The sequence below is a fragment of the Nonomuraea sp. NPDC003709 genome (assembly GCF_040610775.1).
GTDB classification, from domain to species: Bacteria; Actinomycetota; Actinomycetes; order Streptosporangiales; family Streptosporangiaceae; genus Nonomuraea; species Nonomuraea angiospora_A.
Map to the genome: position 1 here is coordinate 70,445 of NZ_JBEXMW010000014.1, position 15,962 is coordinate 86,406.

Genomic DNA, 15,962 nt, shown 5'->3' on the forward strand with positions numbered 1-15,962 from the left:
GGATGCGGATGGCTGCCGAGGACCGGCTCGACCTGCCGATGGTGGGGGAGCGGCAGAGCCTGCGCGAGCAGGTCGCGCACGCGCTGCGTGCCGCGCTGATCACCGGCGAGATGCGGCCGGGAGTGGTCTACTCCGCGCCGGTGCTGGCCGCCCAGTTCGGCGTCTCGGCCACGCCGGTGCGCGAGGCCATGCTCGACCTCGCCAAGGAGGGCCTGGTCGAGGCGGTGCGCAACAAGGGCTTCCGGGTGACCGAGCTGTCCGACCGCGACCTCGACGAGCTCACCGAGATCCGCCAGCTGATCGAGGTGCCCACCGTCGCGCGGCTGGCCGGCGGCGCGCGGGAGGCGGAGCTCGAGCGGCTCAGGCCCGTCGCCGAGGAGATCGTCTCGGCCGCCGAACGCGGTGACCTGCTCGCTTACGTGGACGCCGACCTGCGTTTCCACGTCGAGCTGCTGACCCTGGCGGGCAACGCCCACCTGGTCGAGGTGGTGCGCGACCTGCGCAACAGGGCCAGGCTCTACGGCCTGTCCCAGCTGCGGGAGCGCGACGTGCTGGGCGAGTCGGCCAGGGAGCACCTGGCGCTGCTCGACGCGCTCAAGAGCGGCGACCGCCAGGCCGTCGAACACCTCATGAAGGAGCACATCGGTCACGTGCGGGGGATCTGGGCCGAGCACTGAGAAGCCGCTGGTGGGTGGACTCGTCCGTTTTTCGCCCACTAAGTTCTGACATTCGGGGATCGCGCGGACCGGGATGGCGGTACTCTCATCTCGGGTCGAAAGAGCGACGCCCCAAGCGTCCGCCGGCGGCCCCGTCGTCCAGGTCCCAAGCGGACCGGCCACCACCGATTCCGGTGGGTGGCGCATGCCTGGTCACGCGGACACCCGCACTCCGCTGACCTTCCATGGGCTCGGCCTACCCCGCCCACCAAAGCCGAGCCCTCCGCCGCGCGCCCGAGACCCCATCCCACGGGCGCGCGGCGGCCCGCCACAGCTCCCGCGTCAGACCTTGCGCCGCCGGGTCGAGCCCAGGCTGGCGGCCACGATGCAGACGATCGCCGCCCACTGCTGCGCGTGCAGGACCTCGTTCAGCAGCATCACGCCGATCAGCGCCGCCACGGCCGGCTCCAGGCTCATGAGGATGCCGAACACGTGCTTGGGCATCCGCCGCAGCGCCTGGAGTTCGAGCGAGTACGGGATCACCGACGACAGCAGCCCCACGCCGAGCCCGATCAGCAGCAGCTCCGGCTGCAACAGCTCCGCCCCGCCCGTCGCGATGCCGATGGGGGCGACCACCAGGGCCGACACGATCATCGCGAACGACAGCCCGCTCGTCCCGGGGAATCGCTGCCCGGCCGCCGCCGACAGCAGGATGTACCCGGCCCAGCCGACGGCCGCCAGCATCGCGAACCCGATGCCGAGCCAGCTCACCGACGCCGACTGCCCCCATGGCGCGAGCAGCACCACGCCCGCGCCCGCCAGGCCGATCCACAGCAGGTCGATCCTGCGCCGCGAGGCCGCCACGGCCACCCCCAGCGGCCCCAGGAACTCGATGGCCACCGCGATCCCCATCGGCAGCCGCGACAGGGCCTCGTAGAACGTGAGGTTCATGAGGGCGAGCGTCACCCCGAACCCGATCCCCACCGCCCAGTCGCGCCAGGACAGGCCCTTCAGCCGGGGCCGGACGAGCGCCCCCATGATCAGCGCCCCGGCCGTGATCCGCAGGAACACCACCGCGCTCGGCGGCAGCGTCGCGAACAGCTCCTTCGCGAACCCGGCGCCCAGCTGCACCGAGACGATGGCCAGCAGCACGAGCCCGGACGGCGGGATCGAGTCGGCGGCCGTGCGCAGCAGGTTTCCCGGCCTGGGCAGGCCGGAACCGCGATCGAAGGGATCGTCGAGGGCGAACGCGGTCACAGGACTCCTCACGGGCTTCAGGGGATGACGGTCAGAGCGTACTCGTGGCCTGCGACATGACCCGACATAGGGTGTTCTGGATGGCTCTTGGATCATTGATCGTATGAAGTCCCCCACGAGTCTCGCCCGGCCGCCGCTGGCCCTGTCCGCGGCCTCGTTCGTCAGCAGCTTCGACCGCTTCGCCGTGAGCCCCATGCTCGTGCTGATCGCGGTGGACCTGAAGGTCTCGCTGTCCGCCGCCGTCGCGGCCGCCAGCGGCTACTACCTCGCCTACGGGCTCACCCAGCCGCTGTGGGGGCTGCTGTCCGACCGGTTCGGCCGGGTGCGGGTGATGCGCGGGACGCTGTTCGGCGCGGCGCTGGCGGGGCTGGCCTCGGCGCTGATGCCGGTCCTGGGGGCGCTGGTGGTGGCCAGGATCGTGACGGGCGCCTGCTTCGGCGCGGTGATCCCGACCGGGCTGACGTACGTGGGCGACACCGTGGAGCCGTCGACCCGGCAACGCGCGCTGACCGATCTGATGGGCGCCGCCGCCCTCGGCACGGCCCTGGCCACCGGGCTGAGCGGGGTGCTCGCGGGCCTGGTGGACTGGCGGGTGGCGTTCACCGTGCCCGCCGCCTGCGCCCTGGCCTGCGCGCTCGCGCTGCGCTCGCTGCCGGAGCCGTCCCGCTCCCTCCCGCACGGCCGGGGGTTCGCTGTCGGCCGGTACCTGGGCGCGGTGCTCGGGCACGGCTGGGCGCTGCTGGTGTTCGGCTCGCGTTCGTCGAGGGCGCGATCATGCTCGGCGCCATGCCGTTCCTGGCCACCGCCCTGGAGCACGCGGGGTACGCCGCCGCCGTGGCCGGGCTCGCCATCACCGCGTACGGGCTGGGCCTGTGGTTGTTCACGAAGCTCGTCAGGCGGCTGTCGGGGCGCTGGCCCACTCCCGTGCTGATGACGGTGGGCGGGGCGCAGCTCTGCGCCGGGTTCGCCATCGTCGCCGTGCACGTGGACATGGCCACCGTGGCGGTCACGGCGCTGCTGCTCGGCGGCGGCTGGTCCTTCCTGCACTCCTCGCTGCAGACGTGGGCGACGTCAGTGGTGCCCGAGGCCAGGGGGACGACGATCGCCTTCTTCGCCTGCGCGCTCTTCGTGGGCAGCGCGGTCGCGTCGTGGGCGGCCGGCCCGCTGGCCGAGCACGGCCGCTACGCCCTGCTGTTCGGCCTGGCGGCCGCCGCCGCGATCCCGCTGACGGCCGCGGCCGCGCTCACCAGGCGTCGTTACGGCACCCTGCACGGCGAGCTGCCCCGGACCGGGTGAGCCGGGCTACTCCCAGCGGAACGTGCGCGAGACCAGCCCCAGCGACAGCACCGCCCACACGGCCAGCACGGCCAGCGGGCCGAGGGGCAGTGCGGCGCCGTGGGCGAGGACCGCGCGCAGGCCGCCGGTCAGGGCCGAGATGGGCAGCAGCTCCAGGACCTGGCGCATGCCCTCGGGGAACTTCGACAGCGGGAAGATCACCCCGCCGGCCCCCAGCAGCAGCAGGTAGACGAGGTTGGCGGCGGCCAGGGTGGCCTCCGCGCGCAGGGTGCCGGCCATGAGCAGCCCCAGCCCGCTGAACGCCGCCGTGCCCAGCACGATGAGCAGCGCCGCGCTCAGGAACGACCCGTGCGGCCGCCACCCCAGCGCCAGGCCGACGCACACGATCACCACGGCCTGGATGACCTCCACGGCCACCACGGCGGACGTCTTGGCGAGCATGAGCCCGGCCCTGGACAGCGGGGTCGCGCCCAGCCGCTTCAGCACGCCGTAGCGGCGCTCGAAGCCGGTCGCGATGGCCTGGCCGGTGAAGGCCGTGGACATGACGGCCAGCGCCAGCACGCCGGGCGCCAGGAAGTCGATGCGCCTGCCGCCGCCGATGTCGATCAGCGGCGCCAGCGAGAACCCGGTCAGCAGCAGCACCGGGATGATCATGGTGAGCAGCAGCTGCTCGCCGTTGCGCAGCATCGCCCGGATCTCCGCGCCCGCCTGGGCGAGGACCATGCGCGGGAACGGCGCCGCCCCGGGCGCGGGCGTGAAGTCCAGCGCGATCTGCCCGGCGGGCGCGCGCTCCGATCCGGTCATCGCAGCTCCCTGCCCGTCAGCTCCAGGAAGACGTCCTCCAGCGTGCGGCGCTCGATGCGCAGATCGTCGGCCGTGACGCCCTCGGCCGCGCACCAGGCGGTCACCGTGGCCAGCAGCTCGGGACCCACCTGACCCTCGATGATGTAGTGCCCGGCGGGCGACTCCTTGGCCGCGCTGCCCGTGGGGAGCGCGTTGAGCAGCTCCTCCAGCGCCAGCCCCGGCCGGGCCCGGAAACGCAGCTGCCGCTCGGCGCCCGTCAGCGAGGCCGGGCTGCCCTCGGCCACCACCCGGCCCTTGTCGATGATCACGACCTGGTCCGCCAGCCGCTCGGCCTCGTCCATGTGGTGCGTGGTCAGCACCACCGACACGCCCGCCCCGCGCAGCTCGCCCACCAGCTCCCAGCAGGCGTGCCGGGCCTGCGGGTCGAGCCCGGCCGTCGGCTCGTCGAGGAAGACCAGCTCGGGCCGCCCGACGACGGCCGCGGCCAGCGAAAGCCGCTGCTGCTGCCCGCCCGACAACCGCCGGTAGGGGGTGCGAACGTGATCGGCCAGCCCCAGCCGCGTCAGCAGCGCCCCCGCGTCGAGGGGACGGGCGTAGAAGCGCGAGACCAGGCGCAGCCATTCGGCGCAGCGCATGGCGGGCGGCACGCCGCCCGACTGCAGCATGACCCCCACCCGCGGCCGCAGCTCGGGCAGCGTGGGCGTCAGGCCGAGCACGCGGACGGTGCCCGCGTCGGCCCTGCGGAACCCCTCGCAGATCTCCACCGTGGACGTCTTGCCCGCGCCGTTGGGCCCGAGCACGGCGGTCACCGCGCCCCGCTCGGCGCGCAGCGTGAGGCCGTCCACGGCCGTGATGCCGCCGTAGCGTTTGACCAGGCCGATGATCTCGACGGCTGGGGACTCCATGGCCACGAGTTTAGGGACTGGGGCAGGCGGTTCGAGCCGCAGGTGGGGTTGGCCGGATTTGGACATGTCTTGACCCGGCCATTTCCCAGAAAGGCGCCAACAGAGGTGAAAGTCTGACGACAAGCTCCATGTAGCAGGAGGGCGCAATGGCGCAACGCAGTGGGTACGACCCGGGAGTCCCGTGCTGGGTGGACCTGTCCAGCACCGACGTCGAAGCTTCCGCCCGGTTTTACAGTGAGGTCTTCGGCTGGCAGGCCGACATGATCGACGACCCCGAGGCCGGTGGCTACGGGATGTTCCTTTACCAGGGCAGGCAGGTCGCGGGGCTGGGGCCGGTCATGGGCGCGGGGTCGCCCTCGTTCTGGAACATGTTCGTCGCCACCGACGACGCCGCCGCGCTCGCCGAGCGCGTCAGGAACGCCGGCGGCGCCGTCACCATGGAGCCGACGGCGGTCTTCGACGAAGGCGTCATGACGGTCTTCCAGGCCCCTGACGGCTCGTACGCGGCCGCCTGGCAGGCGGGCAACCACCACGGCGCGCAATTGGTCAACGAGCCCGTCTCGTTCTGCTGGAACGAGCTGGTCACGCGCGACCCGTCGGCCGCCGAGAGCTTCTACCCGGCCGTCTTCGGCTGGATGCCGCGGCTGCAGGAGATGGACGGGATCAAGTACACCGAGTGGCATACGGGGGAGCGGGCCGTCGCGGGCATGGTGGAGATGTTCTCCGACTACCCGGCGGCGACGCCGTCGTTCTGGATGACGTACTTCGCGGTCGCCGACGTCGAAGCCACGACGGCCGCGGCCGAGGGAGCCGGCGCGAGCGTGCTGGTGCGGGGGATGGAGGCGCCGCCCGGCCGGTTCTCGATGCTCACCGATCCCCAGGGAGCGGTGTTCTCTGTCATCCAGCTTCACGAAATCGCGCGAAATATCTGATGACCGGGAATTCGGAGGACCGGATCCTGGTTTGATCTCTCGGCCCTCGTGGGCCAAAGGCCTGCGAGGGAGAGGGGATCACGCATGTCCGTGGCGGCCGAAGCCACGTCCACGTCCACCATCGGGATCGAGCGGAGGAGGAGCAGCCGCGGGCTGCTGTTGGTGATCCTGGGCGCCTTGTCGGCGATCGGGCCCCTGTCCATCGACATGTACCTCCCGGCGCTGCCCGCCATCACCTCCGAGATGCTCAGCGCGCCGGCGCAGGTCCAGCTCACCCTCACCGCCTGCCTCATCGGCGTGTCCATCGGCCAGGTGATCGCCGGTCCGGTCAGCGACGTGCGCGGCCGCAGGACACCGCTGATCGTGGGCGTGGCCGGCTTCATGGTCGCCTCGCTGCTGTGCGCGTTCGCGCCGTCGGTGCCTATGCTCATCGCCTTCCGCCTGCTGCAGGGCGTGCTGGGCGGCGCGGCCCTGGTGATCGTGCGGGCGGTCGTCCGCGACCTGTACGACGGCGCCGCCATCGCCCGCATCTTCGCCACGCTCATGCTGGTCAGCGGCCTGGCGCCGATCCTGGCGCCCATCGCCGGCGCGCAGCTGCTGGAGTTCACCTCGTGGCGCGGCGTTTTCGTGGCGCTCAGCGTCGCCGGGATCGTGCTGCTGCTGGCCGTCCTGGGAGGCGTGCGCGAGACGCTGCCCGCGGCCGAGCGCGAGAGCGGCGGCCTCAAGCACACGGTCGGCACGTTCGGCAGGCTCCTGCGCGACCGGACGTTCATGGGCACCGCGCTGACCGCGGGCCTGGCGTTCGCGGCCATGTTCGGCTACATCTCCGGCTCGCCGTTCGTGCTCCAGGAGGTGTACGGCGCCACGCCGCAGCAGTACTCGCTCATCTTCGGGCTCAACGCCTTCGGCCTGACCGCCATGGCCCAGCTCGGCGGCCGGCTGTCGGGACGGGTGCCGCCGGTGACCCTCGTGATCACCGGGCTCGCCGTCGCCCTGACCGGCGCCTCGCTGCTGCTGACCGCCGCGCTCACCGGGCTCGGCCTGTGGGGCATCGTGGGCGGGCTGTTCGTCATCATGCTCGGCCAGGGCCTGGTCATGCCGGCCACCGGCGCGCTGGCCCTGGCCAGCCAGCCCGCGCAGATCGCCGGCAGCGCCTCGGCCCTGCTCGGCGTGCTGCAGTTCGCGCTCGGTGCCGCCGCGGCCCCGCTGGTCGGTCTCGCGGGCGCCACCAGCGCCGTGCCGATGGCCTGCGTGATGCTGGGCCTCATCCTTTGCGCAAGCTTGACCTTCGCCTTCCTGCGGAAGAGTTAGGTAAGGCTACCCTGCGTGAGAAATTCCATTCCCGGGCTGCTCAGATCCGTTTGTGAACCGGGAAGGAATTACGGCACACTGATGTTGTGAAAAACATGCCGGGGATCGAGCCAGGAAGCGAGCGGAGCACGCGTGCCCGCGTCGCCCGGCTGATCCTTGAGCATGGTCCCGTCGCGGCCGCCGCGCTGGGCGAGCGGCTGGGGCTCACCTCCGCCGCCGTCCGCCGCCACCTGGACGCGCTGCTGGCTGACGGGATGATAGAGCCTCGCACGGTCGGGCCGCGCGGGCAGCGCGGGCGCGGACGCCCCGCCAAGCTGTTCGCGATCACCGACGCGGGGCGCAGTGCTTTCGAGCACGCCTATGACGACCTCGCCGGGAGCGCGCTGCGCTTCCTGGCCGAGCGCATGGGAGAGGAAGCGGTGGCCGACTTCGCCCGTCTGCAGGTCTCGAGCCTGCTCAAGCGGCTGGAGCCGGTCATGCGGACGGTGCCGGCGGACCAGCGCGTACAAGTGCTGGCGCAGGCGCTGTCGGCGGAGGGGTATGCCGCCTCGGCCAGCAAGGCCAAGTCGGGCGGCGACCAGCTCTGCCAGCACCACTGCCCGGTGGCCCACGCGGCTGCGGAGTTCCCGCAGCTGTGCGAGGCCGAGACAGAGGCGTTCGCGCAGCTGCTCGGCACCCCGGTGCAGCGCCTGGCCACGATCGCCCACGGCGACGGGGTCTGCACGACACATGTGAGCCCACAGTCGCTGGGTGAATCCGCACATAGAGACAAGAGCAAGGAGACCGGAAGGTGACTGTCACCGACCGCCCGGAGCTGGAAGGCCTCGGGAATTACAAGTTCGGCTGGGCCGACCCGGATGCCGCCGGGGCGGCGGCCAAGCGCGGCCTGTCCGAGGAGGTCGTCCGCAACATCTCCGCTCTGAAGAACGAGCCGGAGTGGATGCTCGACCTTCGCCTGAAGGGCCTCCGCCTGTTCGACCGCAAGCCGCTGCCCACCTGGGGCTCTGACCTCACCGGCATCGACTTCGACAACATCAAGTACTTCGTGCGCTCCACCGAGAAGCAGGCCGCTTCCTGGGACGAGCTGCCCGCCGACATCAAGAACACCTACGACAAGCTCGGCATCCCCGAGGCGGAGAAGCAGCGCCTCATCGCCGGTGTCGCCGCCCAGTACGAGTCCGAGGTCGTCTACCACAAGATCCGTGAGGACCTCGAGGAGAAGGGCGTCATCTTCCTCGACACCGACACGGGCCTGAAGGAGCACCCGGAGATCTTCCAGGAATACTTCGGCTCGGTCATCCCGGTGGGCGACAACAAGTTCGCCGCCCTCAACAGCGCCGTGTGGTCCGGTGGCTCGTTCATCTACGTGCCGCCGAACATCGAGGTCGAGATCCCGCTGCAGGCCTACTTCCGGATCAACACCGAGAACATGGGCCAGTTCGAGCGGACCCTGATCATCGTGGACGAGAACAGCTACGTCCATTACGTCGAGGGCTGCACCGCGCCGATCTACTCCTCCGACTCGCTGCACAGCGCGGTCGTCGAGATCATCGTGAAGAAGAACGCCCGCTGCCGTTACACGACCATCCAGAACTGGTCGAACAACGTCTACAACCTGGTCACCAAGCGCGCCGTGGCCTACGAGGGCGCGACCATGGAGTGGATCGACGGCAACATCGGCTCCAAGGTCACGATGAAGTACCCGGCCGTCTACCTGATGGGCGAGCACGCCAAGGGCGAGACGCTGAGCGTCGCGTTCGCGGGCGAGGGCCAGCACCAGGACGCCGGCTCCAAGATGGTGCACCTGGCGCCCAACACCAGCTCCAGCGTCATCTCCAAGTCGGTGGCGCGCGGCGGCGGCCGCACCTCCTACCGGGGTCTCGTGCAGATCGAGGAGGGCGCCCACGGCAGCGCCAGCACCGTCAAGTGCGACGCCCTGCTGGTCGACCAGATCAGCCGCTCCGACACCTACCCCTACGTCGACGTCCGCGAGGACGACGTCAAGATGGGCCACGAGGCCACGGTCTCCAAGGTCAGCGAGGACCAGCTCTTCTACCTCATGAGCCGCGGGCTCGACGAGGACGAGGCGATGGCGATGATCGTGCGCGGCTTCGTGGAGCCGATCGCGCGTGAGCTGCCCATGGAATACGCGCTCGAGCTCAACCGGCTGATCGAGCTGCAGATGGAAGGAGCCGTCGGCTGATGGGCCTGAACGAGAAGCCCTTGTCGACCTTGCACGAGAAGGCGTCCTACGAGCTGGGCGACTTCGAGGTCCCGACCGGGCGCGAGGAGGCGTGGCGCTTCACGCCGCTCTCCCGCCTCAAGGGCCTGCACAGCGGCAAGGCCGAGGCCGTCGGTCACGTCCGGGCGGACGTCGACGCGGCGCCCGAGGTCACGGTCGAGACGGTCGGCCGCGACGACGCCCGGGTCGGCAAGGCCTTCGTGCCCACCGACCGGGTCAGCGCCCAGGCGTGGAACAGCTTCGAGAAGGCCACCGTCATCACGGTGCCGCGCGAGGCCGTCACCTCCAAGCCGACCGTGCTCACGCTCACCGGCTCCGGTGACGGCGCCGCGTACGGCCACATCGTGGTCAAGGTGGAGCCGCTGGCCGAGGCCGTGATCGTGCTCGACCACAAGGGCAGCGCGGTCTACGCCGACAACATCGAGTTCGTCGTCGGCGACGGGGCCTCGCTCAGGGTCGTCAGCCTGCAGGACTGGGACGACGACGCGGTCCACGTCTCCCACCACCACGCGCAGCTGGCCAAGGACGCGACGTTCCGCAGCTTCGTGGTGACGCTCGGCGGCGACCTCGTACGCCTGTCGCCCAACGTGTCCTACACCGCTCCCGGCGGCGACGCCGACATGTCGGGCGTCTACTTCGTGGACGCCGGGCAGCACCTGGAGCACCGCCTGCTGGTCGACCACTCGCAGCCCAACTGCAAGAGCAACGTCGACTACCGCGGCGCCCTGCAGGGCGAGGACGCGCACGCCGTCTGGATCGGCGACGTGATCATCAGGGTCGAGGCCGAGGGCACCGACACCTACGAGCTCAACCGCAACCTCATCCTGACCGACGGCGCCCGCGCCGACTCGGTGCCCAACCTGGAGATCCTCACCGGCGAGGTCGCCGGGGCGGGGCACGCCTCCGCCTCCGGCCGGCTCGACGACGAGCACATCTTCTACCTCCAGGCCCGCGGCATCCCCTACGACGAGGCCCGCCGCCTGGTCATCAGGGGCTTCCTCGGCCAGCTCGTCGAGAAGATCGAGGTCGAGGAGATCCGCGAGCGCGTGCTGAGCGCGCTGGAGGCGGAGCTCGCGAGATGAGTTCGTTCGAGAAGGTCTGCAAGCTCGACGACATCCCCGACGGGGGAGTCATCGGGGTGGAGGTCGACGAGACGCCGGTGGCGCTCGTGCGCAAGGGCGGCGAGGTGTTCGCCCTGCGCGACGTCTGCTCCCACGCCGAGGTGAAGCTCAGCGAGGGCGAGGTCTACGACGGCACCCTGGAGTGCTGGCTGCACGGCTCGTGCTTCGACGTGCGCTCCGGCAAGCCCACCGGCCCGCCCGCCACCCAGCCCGTGAACGTCTACACAGTCAAGATCGACGGCGATGACGTGCTCGTCTCGCTCTCGAAGGAGTCATAACAACAATGTCCACCCTTGAGATCCGCGACCTCCACGTCGCCGTCGAGGACAAAGAAATCCTGCGCGGCGTCAACCTGACCGTCAACTCCGGCGAGACCCACGCCATCATGGGCCCCAACGGCTCGGGCAAGTCGACGCTCGCCTACGCGATCGCCGGCCACCCGAAATACACGATCACCGGCGGCCAGGTGCTGCTCGACGGCGTGGACCTGCTGGAGCTGTCGGTCGACGAGCGGGCCCGCGCTGGCCTGTTCCTGGCCATGCAGTACCCGGTCGAGGTCCCCGGCGTGTCGGTCTCGAACTTCCTGCGCTCGGCCGTCACCGCGGTCCGCGGCGAGGCGCCGAAGCTGCGCGAGTTCGCCAAGGACCTCAAGAACGGCATGGACGCGCTGTCCATCGACGCCGCCTTCGCCCAGCGCAACCTCAACGAGGGCTTCTCCGGCGGTGAGAAGAAGCGCCACGAGATCCTCCAGCTCGAGCTGCTCAAGCCGAAGATCGCGGTGCTCGACGAGACCGACTCCGGCCTCGACGTCGACGCGCTGCGCGTGGTGTCGGAGGGCATCAACCGCTTCCGCGCCTCCGGCGAGACCGGCGTGCTGCTGATCACGCACTACACCCGCATCCTGCGCTACGTGAAGCCGGACTTCGTCCACGTCTTCGCGGCCGGCCGGATCGTCGAGGAGGGCGGCCCCGAGCTGGCCGAGAAGCTCGAGGCCGAGGGCTACGAGCAGTACACGAAGGCATCTGCATGACACAGCTCAGCTTTGACGTGGAGAAGATCAGGAAGGATTTCCCGGTCTTCTCCCGCGAGCTGCCCGACGGGCGCCCGCTCGTCTATCTCGACTCGGGCAACTCCTCACAGAAGCCCAACCAGGTCATCGAGACCATGCGTGACCACTTCGCGCTGCACTACAGCAACGTCGGACGGGCCATGCACGTGCTCGGCGCCGAATCGACCGACGCCTACGAGGGCGCCCGCGACAGAGTCGCCGCGTTCGTCGGGGCGCCGTCGCGCGACGAGGTGATCTTCACCAAGAACGCCTCCGAGGCGCTCAACCTCGTCGCGTACGCCTTCGGCAACCCCATCAACACCGATCCGCGCTTCACGCTCGGGGCCGGCGACGAGATCGTCATCTCCGAGATGGAGCACCACTCCAACATCGTGCCGTGGCAGCTGCTCGCGCAGCGCACCGGTGCGACGCTGAAGTGGTTCGGCGTCACCGACGAGGGACGGCTCGACTACGACCCGTCCGTGATCACCGAACGGACGAAGATCGTCTCGATCGCCCACCAGTCCAACGTGCTCGGCACCGTCAACCCGGTCGCCGAGGTGGCCAGGCGGGCGCACGAGGTCGGCGCGCTGATCATGCTGGACGCGTCGCAGTCCGTGCCGCACCACCCGGTCGATGTCACCGAGCTGGGCGCCGACTTCGTGGCCTTCACCGGCCACAAGATGGTCGGCCCGTCGGGCATCGGCGTCCTGTGGGGCAAGGCCGAGCTGCTCGACGCCATGCCCCCGTTCCTGGGCGGCGGCGAGATGATCGAGGCGGTCTGGATGGACCACTCGACGTACGCGCCGGTGCCGCACAAGTTCGAGGCCGGCACGCCGCCGATCGTCGAGGCCATCGGGCTGGGCGCGGCCGTCGACTACCTCACCGAGGTCGGCATGGAGGCCATCGAGGCGCACGAGCGTACGCTGACGGCCTACGCGCTCGACGCCCTGCGCGAGGTGCCCACCCTGCGCCTCATCGGGCCCGACTCGCTGGAGCAGCGGGGCGGCACGGTGTCGTTCACGCTGGCGGGCATCCACCCGCACGACGTCGGCCAGATCCTCGACGACCAGTTCGGCGTCGCCGTACGCGTCGGTCACCACTGCGCGCGTCCCCTGCACCTACGCTTTGGAATACCGGCGACCACGCGGGCGTCGTTCTACCTGTACAACACCACGGGCGAGATCGACGCTCTGGTCCGCGGCCTCCATCACGTTCAGAAGGTGTTCGCATAGCCATGATCGGCGAGTCGATGTACCAGGAGCTGATCCTGGAGCACTACAAACACCCGCAGGGGCGGGGGCTGCGTGAGCCGTACGACGCCGAGGTTCACCACGTGAACCCCACGTGCGGCGACGAGATCACGCTCAGGGTGAAGGTGGGCGACGGGGGCAAGGTCCTGGACGTCTCCTACGACGGACAGGGCTGTTCGATCAGCCAGGCCGCCGCCTCGGTGCTGCACGAGCTCGCCACCGGCTCGACGGTCGAGGAGACGCTCTCCGTGGTCGACGAGTTCACCAGGCTCATGCAGGGCAGGGGACAGGTCGAGGCGGACGAAGAGGTGCTCGGCGACGCGGTCGCGTTCGCGGGCGTGGCCAAGTTCCCGGCGCGCGTCAAATGCGCGCTGCTTTCGTGGATGGCCTACAAGGATGCGGTAGTGAGGAGTGCCCGATGAGTAAGCCGGTGGAGACTCCGACCGACTTCGACGGCGAGACCACCGTCGAAGAGGTCATGGAGGCGCTCAAGGACGTCGTGGACCCCGAGCTCGGCATCAACGTGGTCGACCTGGGCCTCATCTACGGGCTCAACCTCGACCCCGCCGACGGCGCGCGGCCCGTGGCGACCATCGACATGACGCTGACCAGCGCGGCCTGCCCGCTGACCGACGTCATCGAGGACCAGGCCCACTCGGCGCTCGACGGCATGGTGTCCGACGTCAAGATCAACTGGGTCTGGCTGCCGCCGTGGGGCCCGGACAAGATCACCGACGAAGGGCGCGATCAGCTCCGTATGCTAGGATTCAATGTCTGATCTTTTCTGCTGAAACGGCTGATGTTGACTCGTCAGCCGTTTCAGCGTGCCATAGAGGGTTGCGGAAGGTCCGGGCCCGTCCGGGGAATTTCAGATAGCATCCCGGCGTTGGTACCAAACGCACCTGACGTCTCATCGCGCGTCTGCATCGCCTGCGGCCGGTGCCCGGTGTGTTCCCCCCTTAAATGATTTGACCCGCCCGTACGGCGGGTGACCAGAACCCCTGTGCGGCGTGCGCCGCACGTCCCGGCTCGTCCTTTCGCAGAAGTGACGTGCCACTTCGACTGAAAGGCACGACTTTCGTGACCATGCTTGACGCTGTCATGCCCGCGTTCGACGAGACCGCCGGTGCGGCGGGCTCCGACTCGCCGGCCCCTTCCGGCCAGACGGCCTCGGCCTCTGGCAGAGACGCCGACCCGAGGCCGTCGGAGTTCGAGCTGCTCGGCCTGCCCAAGCCGCTCATCACCGGGCTGGCCAAGCAGGGCATCGACAGCCCGTTCCCCATCCAGAGCGCGACCATTCCCGACGTGCTCGCCGGCAACGACGTGCTCGGCCGCGGCCAGACCGGCTCCGGCAAGACGCTCGCGTTCGGACTGCCCACCATGGCCCGCCTCGCGGGCGTGCGGCCGGCCCCCGGCCACCCCCGCGCGATGATCCTCGTGCCCACCCGTGAGCTCGCGCTCCAGGTGCACGACGCGCTGGAGCCGCTCGGCCGCGGCCTGGGCCTGCGCATGAAGGTCGTCGTGGGCGGCATGTCCATGGGCAAGCAGATCGAGGCGCTGCGGCGCGGCGTCGACATCGTCATCGCCACGCCCGGCCGGCTCGGCGACCTCATCCGGCAGGGTGAGTGCTCGCTCGCCGACGTCGAGGTCAGCGTCCTGGACGAGGCCGACCACATGTGCGACCTCGGCTTCTTCCCCGTCGTCACCGACCTGCTCGCGCAGACCCCGGCCGACGGGCAGCGGCTGCTGTTCTCCGCCACGCTCGACGGCGACGTCGACAAGCTGGTGCAGCGCTTCCTCAAGAACCCGATCACCCACTCCGTGGCCCCCGCGACCTCGCCGGTCGACACCATGGAGCACCACGTGATGCAGGTCACGCGCGACGAGAAGTTCGACGTCATCGCCGAGATCGCCAACCGTGAGGGCCGTACGATCATCTTCGTCCGCACCCAGCACGGCGTCGACCGGCTCTGCAAGCAGCTGGCCAGGGTCGGCGTCAAGTCGGGCGGCCTGCACGGCGGCAAGCGCCAGAACCAGCGCACCCGCATCCTCGCCGAGTTCCGCGAGGGCGCCATCAACGTGCTCGTCTGCACCGACGTCGCGGCGCGCGGCATCCACGTCGACAACATCAGCCTGGTGCTGCACGTGGACCCGCCCCAGGACCACAAGAGCTACCTGCACCGGGGTGGCCGCACCGCCCGCGCCGGTGAGAAGGGCACCGTGGTCACGCTGGTGCTGCCCAGCGAGCGTCGCTCCACCGACGCGCTCACCCGGCGGGCCGGCATCCACCCGTTCCGCCTGAAGGCTACGCCCGGCCACCCGCGGGTGGCCGAGGTGACCGGCGCCCGCATGCCGAGCGGCGAGGCCATCCCGGTCTGGGAGCCGGACGTGCGCAAGCCCCTGCGCCCCCGCCGTGAGGGCGGCGGCGGTCAGGGCGAGCGCCGCAACGGCCGCCGCCCCCGCCGCGACTTCGACGGCGACCGCCGCCCCCGGCGTCACGAGGACGGCGAGCGTTCGTTCGGGTCGGGCGATGACCGTCGCCCGCGCCGTCACCAGGACGGCGAGCGTTCCTTCAACTCCGGTGACGACCGTCGCCCGCGCCGTCACCAGGACGGCGAGCGGCCCTTCAACTCCGGCGAGGACCGTCGTTCCCGGCCGCACGCCGAGGGTGAGCGGCCCTTCGGGCGCTCGCAGGAGCCGCGGACCTTCGGGGACGACCGGCGCCGTGACAGCGGGCCGCGCGGCGGCTACCGCTCGGACGACCGGCCGTTCCGCCAGGACGACCGCGGCCAGCGCGGTGGCGGTGGCTACCGTTCGGACGACCGCGGCGGACGCTACGCCTCCGACCGCAGCCGCCCGTTCTCGGCCGACCGCGATCGTGGCCCCCGCTCCGACGAGCGCGGCCCGCGCGACGGTTACCGCTCCGGTGGTGGCCGTTCGGACGAGCGCGGCCCGCGCGACGGCTACCGCTCGGGCGGCGGCCGTTCGGACGAGCGCGGCAACGGCGGCGGCTACAGCCGTAACTCGGGCCGTCGCTTCGAGCGCTGACCCGCAGCTTCATCTCCCACCCGCCCGCCGGACCCCGCAAGGGGTACGGCGGGCGGTGTCATTTGCCGTAGAGTCGCGCTTGGCGACAT

Annotated in this window: 16 protein-coding genes and 1 pseudogene; 14 read left to right on the top strand and 3 right to left on the bottom strand. The window is 70.6% G+C overall.

What is annotated here, in order from left to right; genetic code table 11:
• Window positions 1-8: 8 nt before the first annotated feature.
• Window positions 9-677 (top strand): GntR family transcriptional regulator, encoded by a 669-nt coding sequence (locus tag ABZX61_RS36190; RefSeq protein ID WP_350740024.1) that lies wholly within the window; start codon window positions 9-11, stop codon window positions 675-677.
• A 321-nt stretch (window positions 678-998) separates the two neighbouring features.
• On the opposite strand, the gene ABZX61_RS36195 is transcribed toward ABZX61_RS36190, so the two are convergent.
• Window positions 999-1,913: an EamA family transporter gene (locus ABZX61_RS36195; protein ID WP_355200637.1), complete on the bottom strand. Its 915-nt coding sequence runs from the start codon at window positions 1,911-1,913 to the stop codon at window positions 999-1,001.
• Window positions 1,914-2,106: 193 nt separating this feature from the next.
• Between ABZX61_RS36195 and ABZX61_RS36200 the strand changes: the two are divergent.
• Together ABZX61_RS36200 and ABZX61_RS36205 are read left to right on the top strand one after the other, a co-directional pair.
• Window positions 2,107-2,583: pseudogene (locus ABZX61_RS36200) on the top strand (MFS transporter); the annotation flags it as partial.
• 116 nt (window positions 2,584-2,699) lie between these two features.
• Window positions 2,700-3,209: an MFS transporter gene (locus ABZX61_RS36205; protein ID WP_355200639.1), complete on the top strand. Its 510-nt coding sequence runs from the start codon at window positions 2,700-2,702 to the stop codon at window positions 3,207-3,209.
• 6 nt (window positions 3,210-3,215) lie between these two features.
• On the opposite strand, the gene ABZX61_RS36210 is transcribed toward ABZX61_RS36205, so the two are convergent.
• Both ABZX61_RS36210 and ABZX61_RS36215 read right to left on the bottom strand, forming a co-directional pair.
• Entirely contained in the window at window positions 3,216-4,013 is a 798-nt protein-coding gene (locus ABZX61_RS36210) for an ABC transporter permease (RefSeq protein WP_355200641.1), read from the bottom strand.
• A complete protein-coding gene (locus ABZX61_RS36215; protein WP_355200642.1) occupies window positions 4,010-4,918 on the bottom strand; it encodes an ABC transporter ATP-binding protein in 909 nt (302 codons plus the stop codon). The genes ABZX61_RS36210 and ABZX61_RS36215 overlap by 4 nt, the downstream gene beginning before the upstream one ends.
• Before the next feature lie 146 nt (window positions 4,919-5,064).
• Between ABZX61_RS36215 and ABZX61_RS36220 the strand changes: the two genes are divergently transcribed.
• The 11 genes from ABZX61_RS36220 to ABZX61_RS36270 all read left to right on the top strand — a co-directional run bounded on the left by ABZX61_RS36220 (window position 5,065) and on the right by ABZX61_RS36270 (window position 15,873).
• Window positions 5,065-5,850 (top strand): VOC family protein, encoded by a 786-nt coding sequence (locus ABZX61_RS36220; RefSeq protein ID WP_355200644.1) that lies wholly within the window; start codon window positions 5,065-5,067, stop codon window positions 5,848-5,850.
• An 84-nt stretch (window positions 5,851-5,934) separates the two neighbouring features.
• A complete protein-coding gene (locus tag ABZX61_RS36225) occupies window positions 5,935-7,161 on the top strand; it encodes a multidrug effflux MFS transporter (protein ID WP_355200646.1) in 1,227 nt (408 codons plus the stop codon).
• Between the two features lie 95 nt (window positions 7,162-7,256).
• Window positions 7,257-7,955 (top strand): helix-turn-helix domain-containing protein, encoded by a 699-nt coding sequence (locus ABZX61_RS36230; protein WP_350740121.1) that lies wholly within the window; start codon window positions 7,257-7,259, stop codon window positions 7,953-7,955.
• Window positions 7,952-9,364 (top strand): Fe-S cluster assembly protein SufB, encoded by a 1,413-nt coding sequence (gene sufB / locus ABZX61_RS36235; protein WP_350740043.1) that lies wholly within the window; start codon window positions 7,952-7,954, stop codon window positions 9,362-9,364. Before ABZX61_RS36230 ends, sufB begins: the two co-directional genes overlap by 4 nt.
• Complete coding sequence (sufD, locus tag ABZX61_RS36240; RefSeq protein WP_355200648.1) at window positions 9,364-10,485, top strand: Fe-S cluster assembly protein SufD; 1,122 nt, start codon at window positions 9,364-9,366, stop codon at window positions 10,483-10,485. The genes sufB and sufD overlap by 1 nt, the downstream gene beginning before the upstream one ends.
• Window positions 10,482-10,802 carry a non-heme iron oxygenase ferredoxin subunit gene (locus tag ABZX61_RS36245; RefSeq protein ID WP_350740049.1) on the top strand — a complete coding sequence of 107 codons (321 nt, stop codon included), beginning with the start codon at window positions 10,482-10,484 and terminating at the stop codon, window positions 10,800-10,802. Before sufD ends, ABZX61_RS36245 begins: the two co-directional genes overlap by 4 nt.
• A 5-nt stretch (window positions 10,803-10,807) precedes the next feature.
• A complete protein-coding gene (gene sufC, locus ABZX61_RS36250) occupies window positions 10,808-11,554 on the top strand; it encodes a Fe-S cluster assembly ATPase SufC (protein ID WP_350740052.1) in 747 nt (248 codons plus the stop codon).
• Window positions 11,551-12,807 (top strand): cysteine desulfurase, encoded by a 1,257-nt coding sequence (locus tag ABZX61_RS36255; RefSeq protein ID WP_350740055.1) that lies wholly within the window; start codon window positions 11,551-11,553, stop codon window positions 12,805-12,807. The genes sufC and ABZX61_RS36255 overlap by 4 nt, the downstream gene beginning before the upstream one ends.
• 2 nt (window positions 12,808-12,809) lie before the next feature.
• Entirely contained in the window at window positions 12,810-13,247 is a 438-nt protein-coding gene (gene sufU / locus ABZX61_RS36260; protein ID WP_350740058.1) for a Fe-S cluster assembly sulfur transfer protein SufU, read from the top strand.
• Window positions 13,244-13,603, top strand: coding sequence for a metal-sulfur cluster assembly factor (locus tag ABZX61_RS36265; protein ID WP_350740061.1), 360 nt, complete (start codon window positions 13,244-13,246; stop codon window positions 13,601-13,603). The genes sufU and ABZX61_RS36265 overlap by 4 nt, the downstream gene beginning before the upstream one ends.
• Window positions 13,604-13,911: 308 nt before the next feature.
• Window positions 13,912-15,873, top strand: a complete 1,962-nt coding sequence (locus ABZX61_RS36270; protein WP_350740064.1) for a DEAD/DEAH box helicase — start codon at window positions 13,912-13,914, stop codon at window positions 15,871-15,873.
• Window positions 15,874-15,962 lie beyond the last annotated feature (89 nt).

Coding starts and splice junctions, on each gene's coding strand:
- ABZX61_RS36220 (WP_355200644.1), top strand. CDS start 5,065: ATGGCGCAACGCAGTGGGTACGACCCGGGAGTCCCGTGCTGGGTGGAC.
- sufC (WP_350740052.1), top strand. CDS start 10,808: ATGTCCACCCTTGAGATCCGCGACCTCCACGTCGCCGTCGAGGACAAA.
- ABZX61_RS36230 (WP_350740121.1), top strand. CDS start 7,257: ATGCCGGGGATCGAGCCAGGAAGCGAGCGGAGCACGCGTGCCCGCGTC.
- sufU (WP_350740058.1), top strand. CDS start 12,810: ATGATCGGCGAGTCGATGTACCAGGAGCTGATCCTGGAGCACTACAAA.
- ABZX61_RS36210 (WP_355200641.1), bottom strand. CDS start 4,013: ATGACCGGATCGGAGCGCGCGCCCGCCGGGCAGATCGCGCTGGACTTC.
- ABZX61_RS36245 (WP_350740049.1), top strand. CDS start 10,482: ATGAGTTCGTTCGAGAAGGTCTGCAAGCTCGACGACATCCCCGACGGG.
- ABZX61_RS36205 (WP_355200639.1), top strand. CDS start 2,700: ATGCCGTTCCTGGCCACCGCCCTGGAGCACGCGGGGTACGCCGCCGCC.
- ABZX61_RS36215 (WP_355200642.1), bottom strand. CDS start 4,918: ATGGAGTCCCCAGCCGTCGAGATCATCGGCCTGGTCAAACGCTACGGC.
- ABZX61_RS36225 (WP_355200646.1), top strand. CDS start 5,935: ATGTCCGTGGCGGCCGAAGCCACGTCCACGTCCACCATCGGGATCGAG.
- sufD (WP_355200648.1), top strand. CDS start 9,364: ATGGGCCTGAACGAGAAGCCCTTGTCGACCTTGCACGAGAAGGCGTCC.
- ABZX61_RS36270 (WP_350740064.1), top strand. CDS start 13,912: ATGCTTGACGCTGTCATGCCCGCGTTCGACGAGACCGCCGGTGCGGCG.
- ABZX61_RS36255 (WP_350740055.1), top strand. CDS start 11,551: ATGACACAGCTCAGCTTTGACGTGGAGAAGATCAGGAAGGATTTCCCG.
- ABZX61_RS36190 (WP_350740024.1), top strand. CDS start 9: ATGGCTGCCGAGGACCGGCTCGACCTGCCGATGGTGGGGGAGCGGCAG.
- ABZX61_RS36265 (WP_350740061.1), top strand. CDS start 13,244: ATGAGTAAGCCGGTGGAGACTCCGACCGACTTCGACGGCGAGACCACC.